This window comes from Desulfosporosinus shakirovi (assembly GCF_020595055.1).
GTDB lineage: Bacteria > Bacillota > Desulfitobacteriia > Desulfitobacteriales > Desulfitobacteriaceae > Desulfosporosinus > Desulfosporosinus shakirovi.
In genome coordinates, this window is sequence record NZ_JAJDOO010000035.1 from 1 (window position 1) to 17161 (window position 17161).

Annotated in this window: 17 protein-coding genes; 3 read left to right on the plus strand and 14 right to left on the minus strand. The window is 42.0% G+C overall.

Annotation, left to right across the window (positions count from 1 at the left end):
• Window positions 1-79: 79 nt before the first annotated feature.
• The 11 genes from ligD to LJE72_RS21140 form a co-directional block, all read right to left on the minus strand.
• A complete protein-coding gene (gene ligD / locus LJE72_RS21090) occupies window positions 80-2521 on the minus strand; it encodes a DNA ligase D (RefSeq protein WP_229250006.1) in 2442 nt (813 codons plus the stop codon).
• A gap of 447 nt (window positions 2522-2968) precedes the next feature.
• Window positions 2969-3280, minus strand: coding sequence for a nucleoside triphosphate pyrophosphohydrolase family protein (locus LJE72_RS21095; protein WP_229249963.1), 312 nt, complete (start codon window positions 3278-3280; stop codon window positions 2969-2971).
• Window positions 3281-3542: 262 nt separating this feature from the next.
• On the minus strand, window positions 3543-3749 hold the full coding sequence (locus tag LJE72_RS21100; RefSeq protein ID WP_229249964.1) for a hypothetical protein: 207 nt from the start codon (window positions 3747-3749) through the stop codon (window positions 3543-3545).
• Window positions 3749-4078: a PadR family transcriptional regulator gene (locus LJE72_RS21105; RefSeq protein WP_229249965.1), complete on the minus strand. Its 330-nt coding sequence runs from the start codon at window positions 4076-4078 to the stop codon at window positions 3749-3751. The genes LJE72_RS21100 and LJE72_RS21105 overlap by 1 nt, the downstream gene beginning before the upstream one ends.
• 814 nt (window positions 4079-4892) lie before the next feature.
• On the minus strand, window positions 4893-5804 hold the full coding sequence (locus LJE72_RS21110) for an MATE family efflux transporter (RefSeq protein ID WP_229250007.1): 912 nt from the start codon (window positions 5802-5804) through the stop codon (window positions 4893-4895).
• 6 nt (window positions 5805-5810) lie between these two features.
• A complete protein-coding gene (locus tag LJE72_RS21115) occupies window positions 5811-6236 on the minus strand; it encodes an MATE family efflux transporter (RefSeq protein WP_229249966.1) in 426 nt (141 codons plus the stop codon).
• Between the two features lie 108 nt (window positions 6237-6344).
• Window positions 6345-7136, minus strand: a complete 792-nt coding sequence (locus LJE72_RS21120) for an AraC family transcriptional regulator (RefSeq protein WP_229249967.1) — start codon at window positions 7134-7136, stop codon at window positions 6345-6347.
• 38 nt (window positions 7137-7174) lie between these two features.
• On the minus strand, window positions 7175-7438 hold the full coding sequence (locus LJE72_RS21125) for a GNAT family N-acetyltransferase (protein ID WP_229249968.1): 264 nt from the start codon (window positions 7436-7438) through the stop codon (window positions 7175-7177).
• A gap of 95 nt (window positions 7439-7533) precedes the next feature.
• Window positions 7534-7953 (minus strand): DUF3788 domain-containing protein, encoded by a 420-nt coding sequence (locus LJE72_RS21130; RefSeq protein WP_229249969.1) that lies wholly within the window; start codon window positions 7951-7953, stop codon window positions 7534-7536.
• Window positions 7954-8384: 431 nt separating this feature from the next.
• A complete protein-coding gene (locus LJE72_RS21135) occupies window positions 8385-8873 on the minus strand; it encodes a DUF3368 domain-containing protein (RefSeq protein WP_229249970.1) in 489 nt (162 codons plus the stop codon).
• The gene (locus tag LJE72_RS21140; protein ID WP_229249971.1) at window positions 8870-9166 is read right to left on the minus strand and encodes a UPF0175 family protein; all 297 of its coding nucleotides are present in this window, start codon (window positions 9164-9166) and stop codon (window positions 8870-8872) included. The genes LJE72_RS21135 and LJE72_RS21140 overlap by 4 nt, the downstream gene beginning before the upstream one ends.
• Window positions 9167-9752: 586 nt before the next feature.
• Here LJE72_RS21140 and LJE72_RS21145 point away from each other — a divergent pair.
• From LJE72_RS21145 to LJE72_RS21155, 3 genes are read left to right on the plus strand one after another with little or no spacing between them, the layout of a single operon-like run.
• Window positions 9753-10127 (plus strand): GntR family transcriptional regulator, encoded by a 375-nt coding sequence (locus LJE72_RS21145; protein ID WP_229249972.1) that lies wholly within the window; start codon window positions 9753-9755, stop codon window positions 10125-10127.
• A gap of 8 nt (window positions 10128-10135) precedes the next feature.
• Entirely contained in the window at window positions 10136-10990 is an 855-nt protein-coding gene (locus tag LJE72_RS21150; RefSeq protein WP_312038955.1) for an ABC transporter ATP-binding protein, read from the plus strand.
• The gene (locus tag LJE72_RS21155) at window positions 10990-11622 is read left to right on the plus strand and encodes an ABC-2 transporter permease (protein WP_229249974.1); all 633 of its coding nucleotides are present in this window, start codon (window positions 10990-10992) and stop codon (window positions 11620-11622) included. The genes LJE72_RS21150 and LJE72_RS21155 overlap by 1 nt, the downstream gene beginning before the upstream one ends.
• A gap of 116 nt (window positions 11623-11738) precedes the next feature.
• Here LJE72_RS21155 and LJE72_RS21160 read toward each other — a convergent pair whose 3' ends face one another.
• From LJE72_RS21160 to LJE72_RS21170, 3 genes are all read right to left on the minus strand, one after another.
• Window positions 11739-12380 carry a flavodoxin family protein gene (locus LJE72_RS21160; protein ID WP_229249975.1) on the minus strand — a complete coding sequence of 214 codons (642 nt, stop codon included), beginning with the start codon at window positions 12378-12380 and terminating at the stop codon, window positions 11739-11741.
• A 179-nt stretch (window positions 12381-12559) separates the two neighbouring features.
• On the minus strand, window positions 12560-15649 hold the full coding sequence (locus LJE72_RS21165; RefSeq protein WP_229249976.1) for an efflux RND transporter permease subunit: 3090 nt from the start codon (window positions 15647-15649) through the stop codon (window positions 12560-12562).
• A 12-nt stretch (window positions 15650-15661) separates the two neighbouring features.
• Window positions 15662-16873 (minus strand): efflux RND transporter periplasmic adaptor subunit, encoded by a 1212-nt coding sequence (locus LJE72_RS21170; RefSeq protein WP_229249977.1) that lies wholly within the window; start codon window positions 16871-16873, stop codon window positions 15662-15664.
• Between the last annotated feature and the right edge of the window lie 288 nt (window positions 16874-17161).

The following is a 17161-nucleotide window of genomic DNA, read 5'->3' on the forward strand; positions in this document are numbered from 1 at the left end:
AGTAACCGATGGTTTTCCCTTTTTTAATTTTGCGAACTTAATTGTACTCTATCTCCAACATCGATCCGGATGATTTAATTCATTTAAGCTGCTGGTTATTCCTGAAAAAATCCTTCCAGGGGTCATTGCCGCCGATCCTCCGGAGGGCCTCCGCCATATTGACGCCATCGGGCGCCACTGTGTTCAGTTCATCCCACCCGATGGGCATGGACACACCGGCCCCTTTTCTCGCTCTTATAGAATAAGGGGCAATGCTGGTAGCACCTCTGCCGTTGCGAATCCAGTCGATGAAGATCTTGTTGGTACGCTTGGCCTTTCTCACATTGCTTGTGTAGCGGTCAGGCCACTTCTGCTCCATTACTTGGGCGACGCGCTTGGCAAAATTGTAAAACCCATCCCATGGAGCGGCAGGTTTTAAAGGGACGACCACATGGTACCCTTTGCCGCCGCTGGTCTTGAGGTAGGAGTTCAGGGAAAGCTCTGCCAGAATATTTTTCACATCCCGCACCCCCTGGCGCACCCTGCTCAGATCCATTCCCTCATCCGGATCCAGATCAAATACCATGAAATCAGGCTTTTCCAGCTCCTCCACACGGCTCCCCCAGATATGAAATTCCAGAGTGCCCATTTGCGCTTCGGCGATCAGCCCGGCTGGGTTCTCAATATAGAAGTAGTCTTCCATTTCTCCGCCGCCGGTGGAAATAGGAATGGTCACGATTCCAATGCTTCCCGGACCGGGATGCTTCTTATAAAAGCAGGTCTGGGAGATGCCTTTGGGACAGCGCACAATGCTAAGAATCCTGCGGTTTACATAGGGCAGCATGCGCTCTGCCACCTGGGCGTAATACCGGATCACATCCCCTTTGGTGATTTCAGGGTCGTCAAAGATCACCTTGTCCGGGTTACTGATCTTAATTCCTTCAATGATCAGACCGTTGGTATTAGCTTCCACAATTCCCTCCGTTTCTTTAGCGGCTGATGGAGGCTGTATATCCTCATCCGCTTTTTCCTTTTTAATATCTTTGGGATTCTTATCCGTCCGCAGGCCTTTGAAGCTGGCCTGCCTTATGAGATGATCTGCGGTCCATTCGGCAAATTTAATTTCCGCCACCAGTTCAGGTTCAAGCCAGGTTATCTTTTCTTTCGACCTGGGCTTGGGCACGAGTTGGAAAGGAGGCTCCCTTCTCTTCATACCCGCAAATTTTTCCTCCAGCTCTTTCATGTCGGCTTCGCTTAAGCCCGTGCCGGCACGTCCGGCATAGACTAATTCCCTGCCTGCATAGACGCCTAGGAGCAGGGAACTTACCCCGCTCGTTTTTTTATCAGTAAGCGTATATCCACCGATCACAAATTCCTGCCTTTGATCGCATTTAAGTTTGATCCAGTCACCGTTTCTTGCTCCACTGTAGATAGAATCGGCTTTTTTGCCGACGATCCCTTCCATACCTGCCTCACAGGCCGTGCGGAAGCTTTCCTTGCCCTTTCCTTTCACATGTCGGCTGTAGTGGAGGTTTTTGGGAGCATCCTTCAGCAAGGCTTCCAGGGTTTCCTTTCTGTCAATCAGGCAGTATCTCCTGAGGTCCGCTCCCTCCAGGGCCAGGAGATCAAAGACGATATAGGTCAGGTTTTTGGCCTGGGGATTTTTCAGATAGCTCTGCAGAGCCTGAAAGTCTGTCTTGCCCCCTGCGTCCGTGATGGCCATTTCGCCGTCTAGAATCATCGCCCTTCCCTCAGCCCATTCAACGAGGGAAGAGACGACATCCTGGAAGCGCGTTGTATAATCATGGCCATTCCTGGTGATCAGCCGGACGCTGTTGCCTTCAATATACGCCAGTATCCTGTAGCCGTCGTATTTCAACTCATAGAGCCAACCCTCCCCCTCAGGAACCCTATTGACTGATTTGGCCAGCTGCACACCGGTACTGTTGAAGGGGTTGCTCGTGATCCTTTCCTCTTCCCCCTTTTCAATTTCCGTCATGGTGCGTCCGGTTCGGATGCTGGTGGTAAATTCAGACATCCCCTCGCCAGTTTTGGCATACTCATCTTTTTCTTTAAGTAACAGCCAGTTTTCTTGCTTTTCGCCCGCTTTCCCTTTCAAGCGCACCAGAGCCCACTTTCCTTTAAGCCTGCGTCCTTTCAGAACAAACTTCAGCATCCCTTCACGGAGTCCATCATCCACATCCCCATAGGGTTCCCAACAGCCTTCATCCCAGAGCATGACCACACCGCCACCATATTCCCCTTTAGGAATCGTCCCCTCAAAGTTCCTGTATTCCAGGGGATGCTCCTCCACCCGTACGGCAAGCCTCTTGTCCCGGGTATCATAGGAAGGGCCCTTGGGTACTGCCCAGCTTAATAGAGCTCCCTCCCATTCCAGGCGGAAATCGTAGTGATCTCTGCGAGCTATGTGGTGCTGGACAACAAACTTCAAGCCCTCTTGGGCAACTTCTGTTATCCCTTCCGGCTCCAAAGTTCTGGCAAAATTCCTTTTTTGGTTGTACTCGTTGAGTTTTACAGTCATATCATTACGCCAATTCCTTCTCATATATCATTGTGAAAACACTTTCGGAGCTATTGTTTCCAATTGAATTATAAGTATCCGGTCGTTTCCTATGCGCTTCATGTCTATCAGATACCCTCGCAAGGCGAGTTAGGCAAAACGCCGGGGAAAGAGACATGACATATACTACAGTCCAATTACCGGGAAGTCTTTCCCAGTACCGAGATATAAAACGAAATTAGCAGATGGAACAAATCATCCTTAGCCCGAGAGATCACAAACAATTACCAGATACTAACCTACATTGTAGACTTTTTGGTTAGGAGAATCTTCTAACAAATTGCATATAACAAGCCTTTAGTGATTACCCCTCCTTGAATAGAAAAAGCTATTCTTGGAGGGGAATCAAACTAATAATTACAGCATACTTTTCTTTTACTAAAAGTCGGTTGCACCGGCGAACTCTTTCTATAACTGTTTTTCAAGTTTTGATAAAAATTCATCCAATGATTCATTGATATCAATATTCATCCGCTCTGCCAAAACAATCACCCACCATAGGCATTCGCTAAGCTTATGCTCCAGTTCAGACACTGTATCGCCGCCTTTGGGCCAACGTTCTTGCTGGGACATCGTCAAACGTCCCACCAAGCCGGCATCTGTCAAGAAAGCAAGCGCATCCTCTTCTACTGTCCATTCTTTTTCATGATACTGCCTTTCCAACTGATGATAGTGTTTTCTTATTTGAACGGAACGCTCAACAACCTCACTAAAATTCATATCTTTTCATATTCCCCCTTCTTTCCTTGTGATTTGCAAATCAATTATAGCATTCTAAAGATGACAACACTCTGTCATATTTAGAATGCTATTTTGCACAATGACTTATTCTTCACTTAACTAATCTGATGGTACTTCCGGCCATAACTTGGATGACAAGCTTTCTATTGCCTTCAGATTTTAAATCTTTTTCTGGTGGTCCCCTGCCCGCTGAGGAAGAACTGCTAAGCACTTATTGGGTGGTCAATACAATTTATAGGTTTTAACTATATTGTTTACATGTTGGTCTTCCAACGTTTTTATCAACACAAAGGCAATTGCCAGGAACAGGGTGGGATACAGACAATTTATGGACCATAAAACAGTTTTTCCCATAAACACTCTTATTAACAGTACTGCTGTCCACACTGCCGTAAAACCGATGATAAATATTATTTTCTTTGCGCAGCTTCTCTAACTGATTAGCCATTACTTTACCTCCAAAGTTAAAATCTTGCTTACCGTCACGGAAATGCTCTTCCAATAGGCTTCAAAAGAATTCAATGCTTCTATGCCGCTTTTGGTTATAAAATAATATTTTCTGCTTGGTCCTAATGGAGAAGGTCTAAACTCCGCATAGATAAGGTCTTTCTTTTCCAGCCTCACAAGCAATGGATAAATTGTACCTTCTCGTATGTCAGCAAAACCATAGCCCGTTAGTTTTATCATGATTTCATAACCGTAGGTCACCTCTAAACTGATAATCTTTAAGATACAGCCCTCTAACGTTCCGCGCATCAGTTGCGATTTATCAAACATACTTCCTCCTGCTTCCTTAGTGCCAGCTATATTGCGATACATAGTAGATTAACTATATTGAAGTGCATGGTAGTACTAGTGTCAACTATACTGGCTCTACAAATCCTTAATATTCAGGATACTATTGAGACTTATACACTCAGCCCTAAAAACCAAAGAGCGCTTTCATCCCATTAACAAAACTATCATTTGATATGCAGCGCATGTTTCCGGAGGATACAAGAGCATAATAATCGATTCAAACAATTAACTCTTCGAGCACTCATGTAAGCACTTTTTCAGGTAGTCTAACTTTACCGGAAGGATCTCCACTGGCACCTGACAATATTCATAAAACTACCAATCCGTTAGGTGAATGGGAACCAGATATTATCGCCGTAATAATCTCCGCTGATTCCGATGTTAAGTCTTTCCTTCGGCGGCAGACCACCCTCGAATTGCCGGCTGGCACGTTTGCCAAGAATAGCCGCTGCTGCGTGGGGGCTGAATTATCAAGCAAACGCTGAAGACAAAAAATAAACTCTCCACAACCACGATATAGCACTATTACCGTCTCCATGTGTGTTTTGGTGGAAAGGCGATACTATAACCACTACCAGTAGCATATCAATGATCTGCTTGGCACAAACAATAAAACTCTGGCTAAGCTTTCTATTACTGTATAAAGAGCGAAAGGAGCCGGTATTCTTTTTTTCCAACCCTGTGGCTCACATAGGGCAGCATGCGCTCTGCCACCTGGGCGTAATACCGGATCACATCCCCTTTGGTGATTTCAGGGTCGGCAAAGATCACTTTATCCATGAATCTGATTTTGTTACGAATCATGGGATTCTAAGATTGTTCCGGCAGCGTTTTCATGCCGGCAGATTAGCATAAAGCTTAAAACAATGGTTAAGACTTCGGTGACAGGCGCTACAAGCCATACCCCGGTCATCCCCAACCATGACGGGAGCGTAAAGATACAGATCAACAAGACCACCAATCCTCTGGCTGAAGAAATGAGTGCGGACTCTTTGGCTTTGCCAATCGAGGTGAAATAGAAAGACGTAATGACATTGACGCCTGAAAACAAAAACGATATCATGAAGATCCCCATACCGGAACGAATCATGGTTTCAACATGTTCATTACTGACAAAAATAGCGCTATACCAGTCGGCGGCCATCAGCATGACCATGACGAAAACTACTCCGGCTAAGAAGGCAAACAGGTTGGTCTTTTTTCGAACCGTTTTGCTCAGTTCAAGGTCTTGCGCGCCGTACGCGAAACTAATCAGAGGACTTGCGCCTTGTCCAAAACCAATAATTACCATGTTGAATACATAAGCCACATATCCAATTATCGTAAACGCCGCCAAGCCGGCAACGCCCACGATCCTCATGATTACCCAGTTGCAGGCAAACATCGAGATGCTCATAGACATCTGCCCGATGAATTCGGAACTGCCGTTTAACAAGGTGTCCCTCAACACATCTTGAGAAAATGCAAACTTGCCAAGCTTATAAACATGTGATTTTCTCAGGAAAAACCCAACCATACATAATGCCCCGATAAGGAGTGATAGCAACGAGGCAAGCGCAGCTCCCCCCATTCCCAATCCAAACCAGCCGATAAACATATAGTCCAGGACGATATTGCTTATCACGGTTAAAATAATAATCATCATAAAAAACCGGGGGTTGCCTTCTCCGCGAATAAACATGCCAAACGTAGAATTTACAAGCATCACAGGTTAGGCCATTATCATAATGGAATAGTATTGCCGAAAACAGTCGGCAACTTGCGTATCCATATCCATAACACCCATGATCGGCTTGAAAAGAGTTGCGACAAGCAAACTGATGATTACCGATACAGTTATGGTGGAAATAACAGTCTGGTTAAACACCTCGTTGCATTTCTTTCTATCCTGTGCTCCCAGCGCCATGCCCGCAATTGAGATACCGCCAACACCAACCATAATGCCAATGGCTAAATAGATATATAGAATGGGAAGGCCAAGATTTACCGCCGCGATCCCTTCCTTGCCAACATAATTTCCGATGAAAAAGCCATCGACGGGGGTAATGAATGAATTAAGCACCATGGCAATAATCGAAGGGACGGAAAACCGCAAAATCGTTCGCACCGTATTATTTCGAATACTTTCCAAATTCATAAAAAACAGACTCCTTTGAATTAAACTACCTCCCGGGGGCAGTTCTAATTATAGTAAGGAGCCTATTTTTATTCTTCTGAAATCGTGCTCTGTTCTTATCAGTGGAAATTATTTAATCGGCAGGCATAAATCCATGACAACATGCATGTTCTCCGTATCAACTGACCGGTAGATATCCAGTCCATATCTTTCATCCATTTCGTAGCCGCTGTCTGCCAGCCAAACATTAAAAAGGCCTTGAAAAGCGGCAAATATCCCCTGTATCAGTCCATCATAATGGTAAACCGCAAATTTTCCCCCTTGAATCGTCATCACATTGCCAAGCGCACAAGCCTTGTCAACCGTCATACAGATATCATATAAGCATTGCTCTACACTTGTAATAGAAGGATCGTCATAGGACCTTTCGATTAATAAAGTATCTTCCTTTACATAATCTTTATATTTTGCGGTGAAGTCGCACCAGTTTTTTTGCAGCTCGCTATAGTTTCCAATATGTCTTTCATAGATAACGGTAAAATCATTTAATTCCTGGATTTTAATCCGCTGATTATAATCTTCAAATGATTGAAGCCTGGCAAGCTTATCCGGATATAAGGGATGAAAAACACAGGCTGTTTTGACCCCTTTGCGAAATTCCATGGGCGAAAGACGATGATGCTTTTTAAACGCTGAACTGTAATTGGACGGACTATAGCCATAAGCAAGGCCAATGTCGGTAACAGACTTATCCTTTTCTATCTTAAGCCTTAAAGCGCTTTGTTCCATTTTTAACCGTTTAATAAAGGCATAGATGCTTTCCCCTGTTTCGGCTTTAAACACTCTGTTAAAGTAATACTTGGAAAAATTACAGTACTTGGCAACGTCTTCGACGAGAATCTCCTCATCCAAATGCTTCATGATATATTCAATACTTTAGGCTACTAATTTGTTGATGATCATAATCGTTTCGCACCAAGCTCTCCGCTTTTCCAATAGGGATAATACTGACAAAACCCAATGGACGTTTCCTTGGACAAAATGATGTAGTGCCGTATCCAGTTGTATTCGCTTTCCCGCTTGCTTACTTCTTCAATCCAAGCTTCAACAGGCGCATACCACCGCTGGATATGCTCGCTGTGAAGCCAGTTGACGAACAACGGCAGGTCACTGTCCATAAAAGGCCTGAGTTGAATATATCCGACGTTCTCGGCAATCAGCATACGCTCGATACTTCCTTGATAAGAATCAGGGTGTTATGTGTATTTTATTTTCGCTGTCCTCGGATGTGGCTTATGCTCATCATCTGATCGAAAAGCTAAACGCTATTTTTGTTAGGTTTTCGCTTAATCAGCAGCAGCTTCTCCATATCCGGAAACAGGAATGTATCCGTCAATTCAAACATCATCCATTTCCCGTCGTGGTAGGTCGTGGATTGATCGTAAACGCTCTGAACTTCCGGCGAATAAGCGTTCCGATTGGCTTCAAATTTGGCTCTTTCTTCTTTGCCGAAGATAATCATAAACCCAAAAATATTTTCTTTGGCATATAAAGCACATAAAGATTTGCCGCCTCTGCGGTATTTATACTCATAAGTCCACCTTTTGCCGCCGCTATTCCAAAGCTTTTCCATATCGTATTTAGATTCAATCAAATGACTCAGGTTAAGCCAAACGTCATAGAGCGGTTGTCCAAGCAAAGCAATCATTTCTTCAGGAGCCGGTACTTTTTCAAGCATTATGAATCCCCCTTCGAAGTATAGGATTTTTTTCAATGCCTAAAGTCACATTTCCAAACTTGTTTTTATCATTTTTCACAACAATGTCTCCAACTATTGAGGACTACAATTTCAGCGTAACCGGTATATCGATAATGAAAAATTTAAACTTTAACTTTAACTCATTCGAAAATAAATAGCTGTCATTTTTTAATCTATCTTAGTTGAGCCTCCGCTTCCATTTGTTCTTCATGCCAACCAGCCATTATCTTTTTTTCCCTTTTAAACAAATTGGCACAGGCTAATGAGAAATACAAGGGCGATACGATGCTGCAAAAGACTTTTACCGAGAATAGTCGTCGTTATTACCAAAGTTTTATTTAGTGCTGTACATTGCCCATCAGCCCACCTGCACAGACAGGAAAGTAAAAAAATAAATTCGCAGTTCCAGCTTAATTTAAATCATCAAGTATTCTTTGTAGCAAGGTAGGCGATATTCTAAAATCAACGTTCATTAGCTCTGTTATATCTGATTTAAAATCTTTGATTATACCCTTTTTATGAGCAATTTTCAGTATACCAAGAGTACCTATGCTGTTTAAATCAAATTGTTTTGCTTTGTTTCGTGCGTGGAGATCATCAAGAATGACTTCCTTTATACCAAGTTCAGATGCTCCAATAATAACTTGAACTTCTCCAGGATGCAAACGACCTGAAAGAGCCTTTACCGCCAACTCATTCTGCACATTGAACTGGATAATTTGTCCTTTTGTAACAAAATGAGAAATCTGCGAAGCGGCATCATCAGTTTTGTGTGACAGCACAGTTTCCTCATATACAGCATAAGGAATGTATATCTTATTGAATATCTGGGTTAGTACATCCAGCCTGCCTATCTTACTCAGAAATATCAGCGGGCTGGAATTTGATACAATATTCATACACTGGGCCTCTCGCTTTCGTGGTTGGACATAAATTTCAGGTCATCTTCATACATTTCGTCTGTATATTCAACAGCAGGAATATTCAAACGGTTAAGGATATTGATAAATTCTGATAAAGACTTGCCTGCAAGTTGGGCCGCCTTTCCAAGACTTATATCTTTGGATACGAAGAGACCTATGGAAAGGTTGAGTTTTAGTTTATCCTCAAGAGTTTTGCCCTCTATATGCAGTGCGTTTATCTCCAATAACACATCCTCAGGCAGATACATGTTGATCGCTATCTGATTCATAATTCTCACCATCCTTTTAACTTTTTAAATCATTCCACAATTTACATTATATTTATTATAAATAATTCAATTCGATGTGCTGCTCATGGCGATGGGTGTAAGTCACTAATTATTTCCATTATAACACAATTCAAGTTTCTTTCAATTTATACAGCCACTTTAGGACTATTCTCCAAGAATTGCGGTCGGCATGACCGTTCCCCTGTTTCCTGATCAATCTGACGGATGCCTACCTGCTTGACACTCATTCTCATACTTCCAAGGCCAAGGGGTTTGGCCTTTCCTTTTTTTGAAGTTCACTTCGCAACAACTTATTTATAGTCATTCTCATGAAATTCGCACCATTCACGGACAATTTCACATAATGCCTCATATTTGTAGGAATCCCATTCTTTTTCTATCCCATGCTTAATGATCACATCTCTGAAGCGACGAAACGCGCCTTTACCATCAATTGAGTAACACAGCTTATTTCGCAGTTTGATTTCTAACAATCTGCTTTACGAAGTATTGACATTCATCGGATGATAGGCTACACTGTGCTTATAGTGCATACACACTATTGGAATGTGGAGGTAATATGATCTTGAATATAATCATTGTAAATTCTGCGGAAGTGCCTATTTACGAGCAGATTATGAACCAAATTAAATCCGCTATCCTGTCTGGCGAATTAAAAGAGGGGGCTGTCTTACCGTCTGTTAGGGGCTTGGCAAAGGATTTGAATGTTAGCGTTATTACTACAAGGAAAGCTTATGAGGGCTTGGAAGCAGAAGGATTTACTATCAATATGATGGGAAAAGGTTCTTTTGTTGCGCCGCAAAATATGGAGCTTTTACGGGAAACCCGGTTGGTGGAAATCGAGAAAAAGCTTACGTATATTATTGAGTATGCAAAGCCTGTTGGAATTTTAAGCGAGGATTTAAAAAAAATTATCGATGAGTTAAGCGGGGAGGAATAAGATTGGATATGGTTTTGGAAATTCACAATCTTTGTAAAAACTATGATGATTTCAGTTTGCGGAATATAAATATGTCTCTGGAAAAGGGAACGCTGACCGGCTTCATAGGGCCTAATGGCGCGGGGAAAACGACAACCATTAAAAGCATACTGAACATTATCAAACCGGATGATGGAAAAATCACGGTTTTGGGTATGGATAGCGTTTCCAATGATTTAGAAATAAAATCAAAGCTAGGCATTGTTTTTGATGACGGTCATTTTTACGAAGATTTGACCTTGAGAAAAATGAAACGTCTGATTGCTCCCATGTACCCTACATGGAACGATAATGTGTATCAGTTCTATATGAAAAAATTTGAATTACCGGAGAGTAAAAAGATTAAGGATTTGTCCAGAGGCATGAGAATGAAATACGCGCTTGTGCTTGCTCTTTCGCATGGCGCTGACCTTTTCATTCTGGACGAGCCTACCTCCGGCCTTGATCCTTTGGTAAGAAGTGAACTGATAGAAATACTCAAAGACATTGTGTTTGAGGACAATAAAACTGTTTTGATGTCAACGCATATCACTTCCGACCTTGACAAAATAGCTGACTATTTGTTTTTCATAGTTGACGGTGAAATTATCCTGCAAGGGCAAAAGGACGAAATAAACGATCAACACGCCATTGTAAAAGGCGATACTGCGGCATTATTGCCAGATTATGAAAATCACTTTGTCGGTATAAACAAATCCGCTTACGGTTTTGAAGGACTGACGGATAACAAAGCGGCACTCAAAAAGGTACTACCGGACAAAACAGCTTATGAAGTCCCCTCGATAGAGGATATAATGCTCTACTATACAAGGAGGCACAAATAATGCACTCAAACTTTCTTAATTTCACAAAAATGCAAATTTCAGCATTAAGTCAAATTGTTTGGCTGCAGCTTCTTTGTATTGCGTTATTCCCTATGTTTTTTAATCGAATTAACGTAAACAATGATTTGGCAAATGTCATTATTTACGCTGCGGGACTTTTGATGCTATCTTATTTACTTCTGCGAAATTTTGCGTTCAACGACGCAAAATATAAGACTAAGTTACTATTCAGTATACTACCTGTTACGCCTACAGCAATCATAGGGGCAAGGGGCATAATTATCTATCTTTTCTGCTTAATTGCTACGCCTCTTTTAATTTTGGTTTCCGGCATAACACATGCGATAAAGCCGGAAGTGTTTGCAATTGTGCAAACGCATATTCTACCTTATGGCTTATTGTTGGTTGCCGTTTTTATGCCGATAGAGTTCTTAATATTCTATATGTTTGAGACGCAAAAAGCGGATATTATCGGTGCGCTTGCAATTTTTCCGTATATGGCGCTTATGGCCTTTTTATATAACTATTTGATGAATAGTCCCCTTTGGATTGCCGTGTTTATTATTGCAATTTTTACGAATGTGTTTTGTTACAGGTTTTCCAATAAACTATATAAAAGCAAAGGGCTTTGAGAGCTTCACCCCATCTCGGAAAATTGTTCTTTCAATAATAGGTAAGCAATGAGGGGAGCTGTGCAGACTGACCAGAGACATCGGTTCGGGTGACTTCTCCGCTCCGCTTCAGACCTTTAAACCACATAAGCACTCTGGGCAATATTAATTCCAATTTGACGAGCTTTTTCCAGCACCTCAGGTTGTTTAGCCAAAGATGGGGTTATTGATGGGGTAATTTTCACATCTTTTCCATATTTCTTACGTACACTGCTTATAGGGCAGTTCTCTCCATCACCACAACGATAGCACGGAGTGATCCCCTCAACGGAAATATAATCTGCCAATTCCATACCATGGTAGGCCTCTAAAAATATTCTCAATTTGCCTGCTGCTATCTCCGCCTGTTCTCCTCCGCTGGTAATTACACCTATGACCTTTTTAGCCTTCAATTTTACTCCGTTATGCCTGAGTGCAAACCATCTTTCTAAAAAACTATGAGTCTGTGCATTAACACCAAAAGCTGCCCCATAATAAGTGGGAAATCCAATAATGATTATTTCTGCCTCTTTCAAATCCGAATCAATTAAGGCCCAATCATCTTTTTGAACACATTTATTATTAGAAACACAAGCCAGACATCCTTTACATGGCAGTATCGACATTTCACGCAGGTTATAGATTTTTCCTGTTTGGTTTGCAGCTTTATGTATCACATCTAAAGCTTCTCCAGTAAAACTATTAAATCCCGGTGACCCATTGACAATAATATATTTCATATAATCAGCCCTTCCACAATGTTATTTATCTTTTTAGTATAAATATAAAGGCATTGTTTTGCTGTTAAATATTTTACAAAAAGTTATCTCCAATGACAATCTTAACTTTTTTAGCCAATTGCCCAATGGTTAAGAATTGGCACCCGTTGCCAAGGGGCAACCGTAGTGGAAACCCTTTATTAGCCCTTAAACGCTTTCCGCCCTACACCTGCAAACGGTTTCCTGTGAAACAATCCTTTAGCATCATCCAACAGCGTATAAATTACAGGTACAACTATGAGTGTTAAAAAAGTTGATGTAATTAACCCACCAATAATGGCATAAGCCATGGGTGAGCGTCCTTCAGAACCTAATCCTGTGGAGAGTGCTGCAGGAAGCATACCGAAGATCATCGCTAACGTTGTCATAATAATAGGCCTCAGTCGTGTAGAAGCCGCCAGAAGTAACGCGGCCCTTAGTTCTTCTCCCTCGCCCAGCTTTTGCTTAGCATAGTCAACCAGCAAAATCGCATTTTTAGTGACCAGTCCCATCAACATGATAATGCCAATAAATGTCATCATGCTTAAACTGCTGCCGGTAAGAAACAGGGCTAACAGGGCTCCAATAATACCGAAGGGCAAAGCGAAGACAATCGCAAAAGGATCAATAAAACTTTCAAACAGGGCGGCAAGGATCAAGTAGATGAACAGAATTCCTAAAAATAGTGCTTTCATTAAGCCAGGGATAGCTTCCTCTATCACTTCCTGATCTCCTCCGCTAACTTGGCTGACTCCGGTAGGCATTTTTGTTTCATTTTCCAACGCTGCTTTGATTTGAGTGTTAAAGTCACCCGTTGCAACTCCAAAGACATTAGCCGTCACTTGAATTTCTCTGGCCTTATCATACCTATTGATGGTCGTAGAGCCCGTGGCAAAAACTTGCTTTGTGACCTGATCAAGAGGAACCATACTGTTATTTGAACCAGGCACATAAATCCCTTTTAAGCTGTCAAAGTCCTTTCTTTGATCATCTTGAAGCAATAGTTTAACATCAAAGCGATCTTTTTCTGTTTCATACTGGGTTACAAGAGAACCATTAAAGAGGGTTCCCAAGGTATTGGCTACGACCAGTGGACTCACACCGAGATCGGCCGCCCGATCACGATCCACTTCAAGGCTTGCTTCTGCTTTGCCACTCTTATAGCTCATGCTTACATCAACTGCCCCAGGAATTCTCTTTATGGCGCTCTCCGCTTGTTGCGAGTAGTTTAAAAGTGTCTCAAAGTCATCGCCGGTAAAATGGTACTCAGCGTCCTTCGCTCCTCCACCCAGAGTTGAACCAGTCATCATAGAAAGGGTAATCCCCGGAATCTGCTTTAAACTCTCCCGCATTTTATTGGCAGTTTCACTTAAGGTCTCTTTTCTGCCATTCTTATCTATAAGCTGTACGCTAATGTTGATGTTGATGGGGGTAACCGTCGAGTACAGGTGCACTACTCCAGGATATTTATTAAGAATACTTTCCATTTTTCTAGTTGTTTCCGCAGCCCTCGTCAGTGTTGTCCCTCCATCTGTTGCCGCTGCTATTGTGATCTTTCCGTTGTCTGAGGATTCTAGAAAACTAGGATTAATGAAGTTAAGAAGGAGCAAACTGCCGAAGAACATTGCAGTTGCCATAGCTATGGTTTTAATCCTATGCTTCAGTGCTGCACCGAGAAGTCTTGTATAGACTCTGGCAAGTTTAACAAACAAGTGATTGAACCATATTAACAATTTACCCAGGGGACCGTGTTTTTTATTTTTATCTTTATCATCATTTTCACTCTTTATATATTTAGAGGCCATCAACGGCACTAAGGTAAAGGATACAAATAACGAAATCAAGACGCTGAAAGCAACCGTTAGACCAAATTCCGCGAAGTAGGCCCCGATCGATCCCTCAACCATGGTAATGGGGAGAAAGACAGCAACTATGGTAAAGGTTGTAGCCGTCACCGCCAATCCAATCTCCCTCGCACCGTCTTTCGATGCTTGCATTGGAGATTTCCCCATATTTATGTGACGTACAATGTTCTCAACGACAACAATTGCATCATCAATGAGCAATCCAACCGCTAAGGAAAGGCCCATTAATGACACGCTGTTGAGCGAAAAGTTCATCAGTTTCATAGCGGCAAAGGTAGTGATAATCGAGGTGGGCAGTGAAATTGCACTGATAGCCGTGCTTGCCCCATTCCGCAGGAAGACGAAAACCACGAGAACCGCCAGAATACAACCTTCCAGCAAGGTTTTCTGAACTTCACTCACGGACGCTCGTATGACCAGTGAATTGTCATCGACAATATCTATTTTTACATCTTTAGGCAGTGACGCTTGGATCTCTGCAAGCTTCACTTTAAGTGCATCCACGACTTGGGTGGTATTTTCACCGGATTGTTTGACAATATCAATACCAATCGATTCTTCACCTTGATAATAGGATAAACCGTCCCGCTCCTTAATAGTATCTTCCACTTGGGCAATATCTTTGATTCTTAGTTCAGTCCCTTGACGATTGGCGACTAAAATATTCAAGAAATCGTTAACTTCTTTGACCGTACCATTCGTTCTGAGGGAAACTTCTTTATCACCGTTGGAAACTTTTCCACTGGATCTATCTATGTTGTCACTTTCCAGACTCTGGGTGATTTCCGCAGTTGTCACATTCAGAGCCGCCATTTTTTCTTTATCAAGTTTAATATGTATCTCCCTGACTTGCGCACCATAGGTGGTAACCGATCCAACACCTTTAACCGTATTTAGTTTTTTGGTGATCTCATCTTCGACCACTTGAGATAAGTCCTTGTTAGAAAGAGGGCTAGTGACCACGAAAGATATAATGGGTACGGCAGCTAAGTCAAATTTTTGAACAATGGGTTCATTAATGTCCTGTGGTAAAGTACCCCGTATACTGCTTATTTTATCTTTAATATCTTGAGCAGCCACATTGACTGGCGTACCAGAACTAAACTGAATCATTGTCTGGGAGAAGGACTCAGTAATAGTGGAGGAAATGTGTTTCACGCCTGAAATTTGTCCGACAGCTTCCTCAACTTTTTTTGTCACTTTTGATTCCAGCTGTTCCGCTGCAGTTCCAGGCAGGGAAATGGTAACGGTAATCATAGGAACATCGACCTCAGGATTTTCGTTGATGGGTAGACCTATATAACTTAAAGCACCTAGGGCAAGCAAAGCGATAACTATTACAGTGGCAAATACAGGCCGTTTCAGGCTGATATCTGTTAAAAACATAATCTAGTCCTCCTATTCCTTTACAACTGAAACCGCATCGCCATCCTGCAGTGTATTCACATTGGTAATAATGACACTGTCCCCATTTTTTACGCCGTCTTTAATCTCCACTAAGCCTTTGGAAATCTGCCCGATAATGACAATACGTTTACGGGCAACCCCTTGATCAATTACAAACACTGTATAATTTCCTGGATTTCCACTCAAAGCATCTGTTGGTACTGCAATCACTTCTGAGGTCTGATCACTAACAATATCCACCTTGGCATAAATACCCGGTTTCAGTGCTTGATCAAGATTAGTCACCTCAACTTTGCATTTAAAAACTCTTGAAGTCGTATCTGCAGAGGCTTCAATACTTTTAATTATTCCGTCATAGTCTTTAACGACGTTACTGCCAACGGTTACTTTGGCACTCTGTCCTACTTGCAAAGAACTTATATCGTTTTGGTCTACTTCTATCACAGCATAGATTGGGGATATAGCTTTAACTTTTGCTAGGACAACTCCCATGTTGGCATATTGTCCCAAACTCACGCTTTTCTCATCTAAAATACCCGTAATAGGAGCAGTGATTGTCGTATTCGCCAGTGAATCCGTAAGATTATTCAAATCAATCTGGGCAGTCGTAAGATTAGCTTTTGCTGTATCAATATTGGCCTTTTCCGTTTCCAGATCAATTTTTGCATTCCTTAACGTTGTTTCCGCACTTTCCAGTTCAACCTTGGAAATGGCTCCCGCGTCAAAAAGTTCTTTCTTTCTATCATAGCTACGCTCTGCATCTTCTACGTTCAGTTGCATTTTCTGCAACCCTGTTTGTGAAGAGACTAATTGACTTTCTGAAGCTTTCAGCTGAGCTTGAGAAGAAGCTATGTTGTTTCTGATTTCCTGATCATCTAATTTGATTAGCGGGTCTCCTTGGGTTACATATTGACCATTTTCAAACATCATTTGAACTACCTTACCACTGACCTTGCCACTTACAATCCCCTCTTCAGAGGCTTCTAATGATGCCTTATAGGAAATGATTGCTTGCTCAATAACATTCTCGGCCACAGTGGCTTTGACACAAACTATATTTGGAGCAGTTTTGGCAATGTTATTCTCCGTTTTTCCCATGAAACTTCTAACTCCTGTACCAGCCAAAATAAGTACAATAACAATCGTCAGAACTTTCTTCTTCGTAATTTTAAAGCCCCACATAGCTAAACTGATTTTTTCCAAAACGATAAATCCCCCTCATATACTTCATTTGTCCTTCTTTAGTAGGTCATCTATTTTTCTCTGAGAACGAAAATCCTCCAAGTCCGGTTCGTTCACCCACATTACCATAAGTGCGTATGCAGTCCTTTAAAAATGTCCTATCGGTGTCGCAGTGGCTTACCTATCCAAATGATGCCTATATCATCCGCGATACACAATTCTTCATATTACTTGCCCCCTTATTCACATTTGTATAATAAGTAAAATAAATTCCAATTAAAATATATACCGACCGTTCGGTATGTTTAA

What these genes read in the sequence shown, in the direction of transcription:
- LJE72_RS21100 (WP_229249964.1), bottom strand. Translation starts at nt 3,749, where the DNA reads ATGGCTAATCAGTTAGAGAAGCTGCGCAAAGAAAATAATATTTATCAT.
- ligD (WP_229250006.1), bottom strand. Translation starts at nt 2,521, where the DNA reads ATGACTGTAAAACTCAACGAGTACAACCAAAAAAGGAATTTTGCCAGA.
- LJE72_RS21110 (WP_229250007.1), bottom strand. Translation starts at nt 5,804, where the DNA reads ATGCTTGTAAATTCTACGTTTGGCATGTTTATTCGCGGAGAAGGCAAC.
- LJE72_RS21140 (WP_229249971.1), bottom strand. Translation starts at nt 9,166, where the DNA reads ATGAATCAGATAGCGATCAACATGTATCTGCCTGAGGATGTGTTATTG.
- LJE72_RS21120 (WP_229249967.1), bottom strand. Translation starts at nt 7,136, where the DNA reads ATGAAGCATTTGGATGAGGAGATTCTCGTCGAAGACGTTGCCAAGTAC.
- LJE72_RS21165 (WP_229249976.1), bottom strand. Translation starts at nt 15,649, where the DNA reads ATGTTTTTAACAGATATCAGCCTGAAACGGCCTGTATTTGCCACTGTA.
- LJE72_RS21130 (WP_229249969.1), bottom strand. Translation starts at nt 7,953, where the DNA reads ATGCTTGAAAAAGTACCGGCTCCTGAAGAAATGATTGCTTTGCTTGGA.
- LJE72_RS21115 (WP_229249966.1), bottom strand. Translation starts at nt 6,236, where the DNA reads ATGAATTTGGAAAGTATTCGAAATAATACGGTGCGAACGATTTTGCGG.
- LJE72_RS21135 (WP_229249970.1), bottom strand. Translation starts at nt 8,873, where the DNA reads ATGAATATTGTATCAAATTCCAGCCCGCTGATATTTCTGAGTAAGATA.
- LJE72_RS21155 (WP_229249974.1), top strand. Translation starts at nt 10,990, where the DNA reads ATGCACTCAAACTTTCTTAATTTCACAAAAATGCAAATTTCAGCATTA.
- LJE72_RS21160 (WP_229249975.1), bottom strand. Translation starts at nt 12,380, where the DNA reads ATGAAATATATTATTGTCAATGGGTCACCGGGATTTAATAGTTTTACT.
- LJE72_RS21150 (WP_312038955.1), top strand. Translation starts at nt 10,136, where the DNA reads ATGGTTTTGGAAATTCACAATCTTTGTAAAAACTATGATGATTTCAGT.
- LJE72_RS21105 (WP_229249965.1), bottom strand. Translation starts at nt 4,078, where the DNA reads ATGTTTGATAAATCGCAACTGATGCGCGGAACGTTAGAGGGCTGTATC.
- LJE72_RS21095 (WP_229249963.1), bottom strand. Translation starts at nt 3,280, where the DNA reads ATGAATTTTAGTGAGGTTGTTGAGCGTTCCGTTCAAATAAGAAAACAC.
- LJE72_RS21125 (WP_229249968.1), bottom strand. Translation starts at nt 7,438, where the DNA reads ATGCTGATTGCCGAGAACGTCGGATATATTCAACTCAGGCCTTTTATG.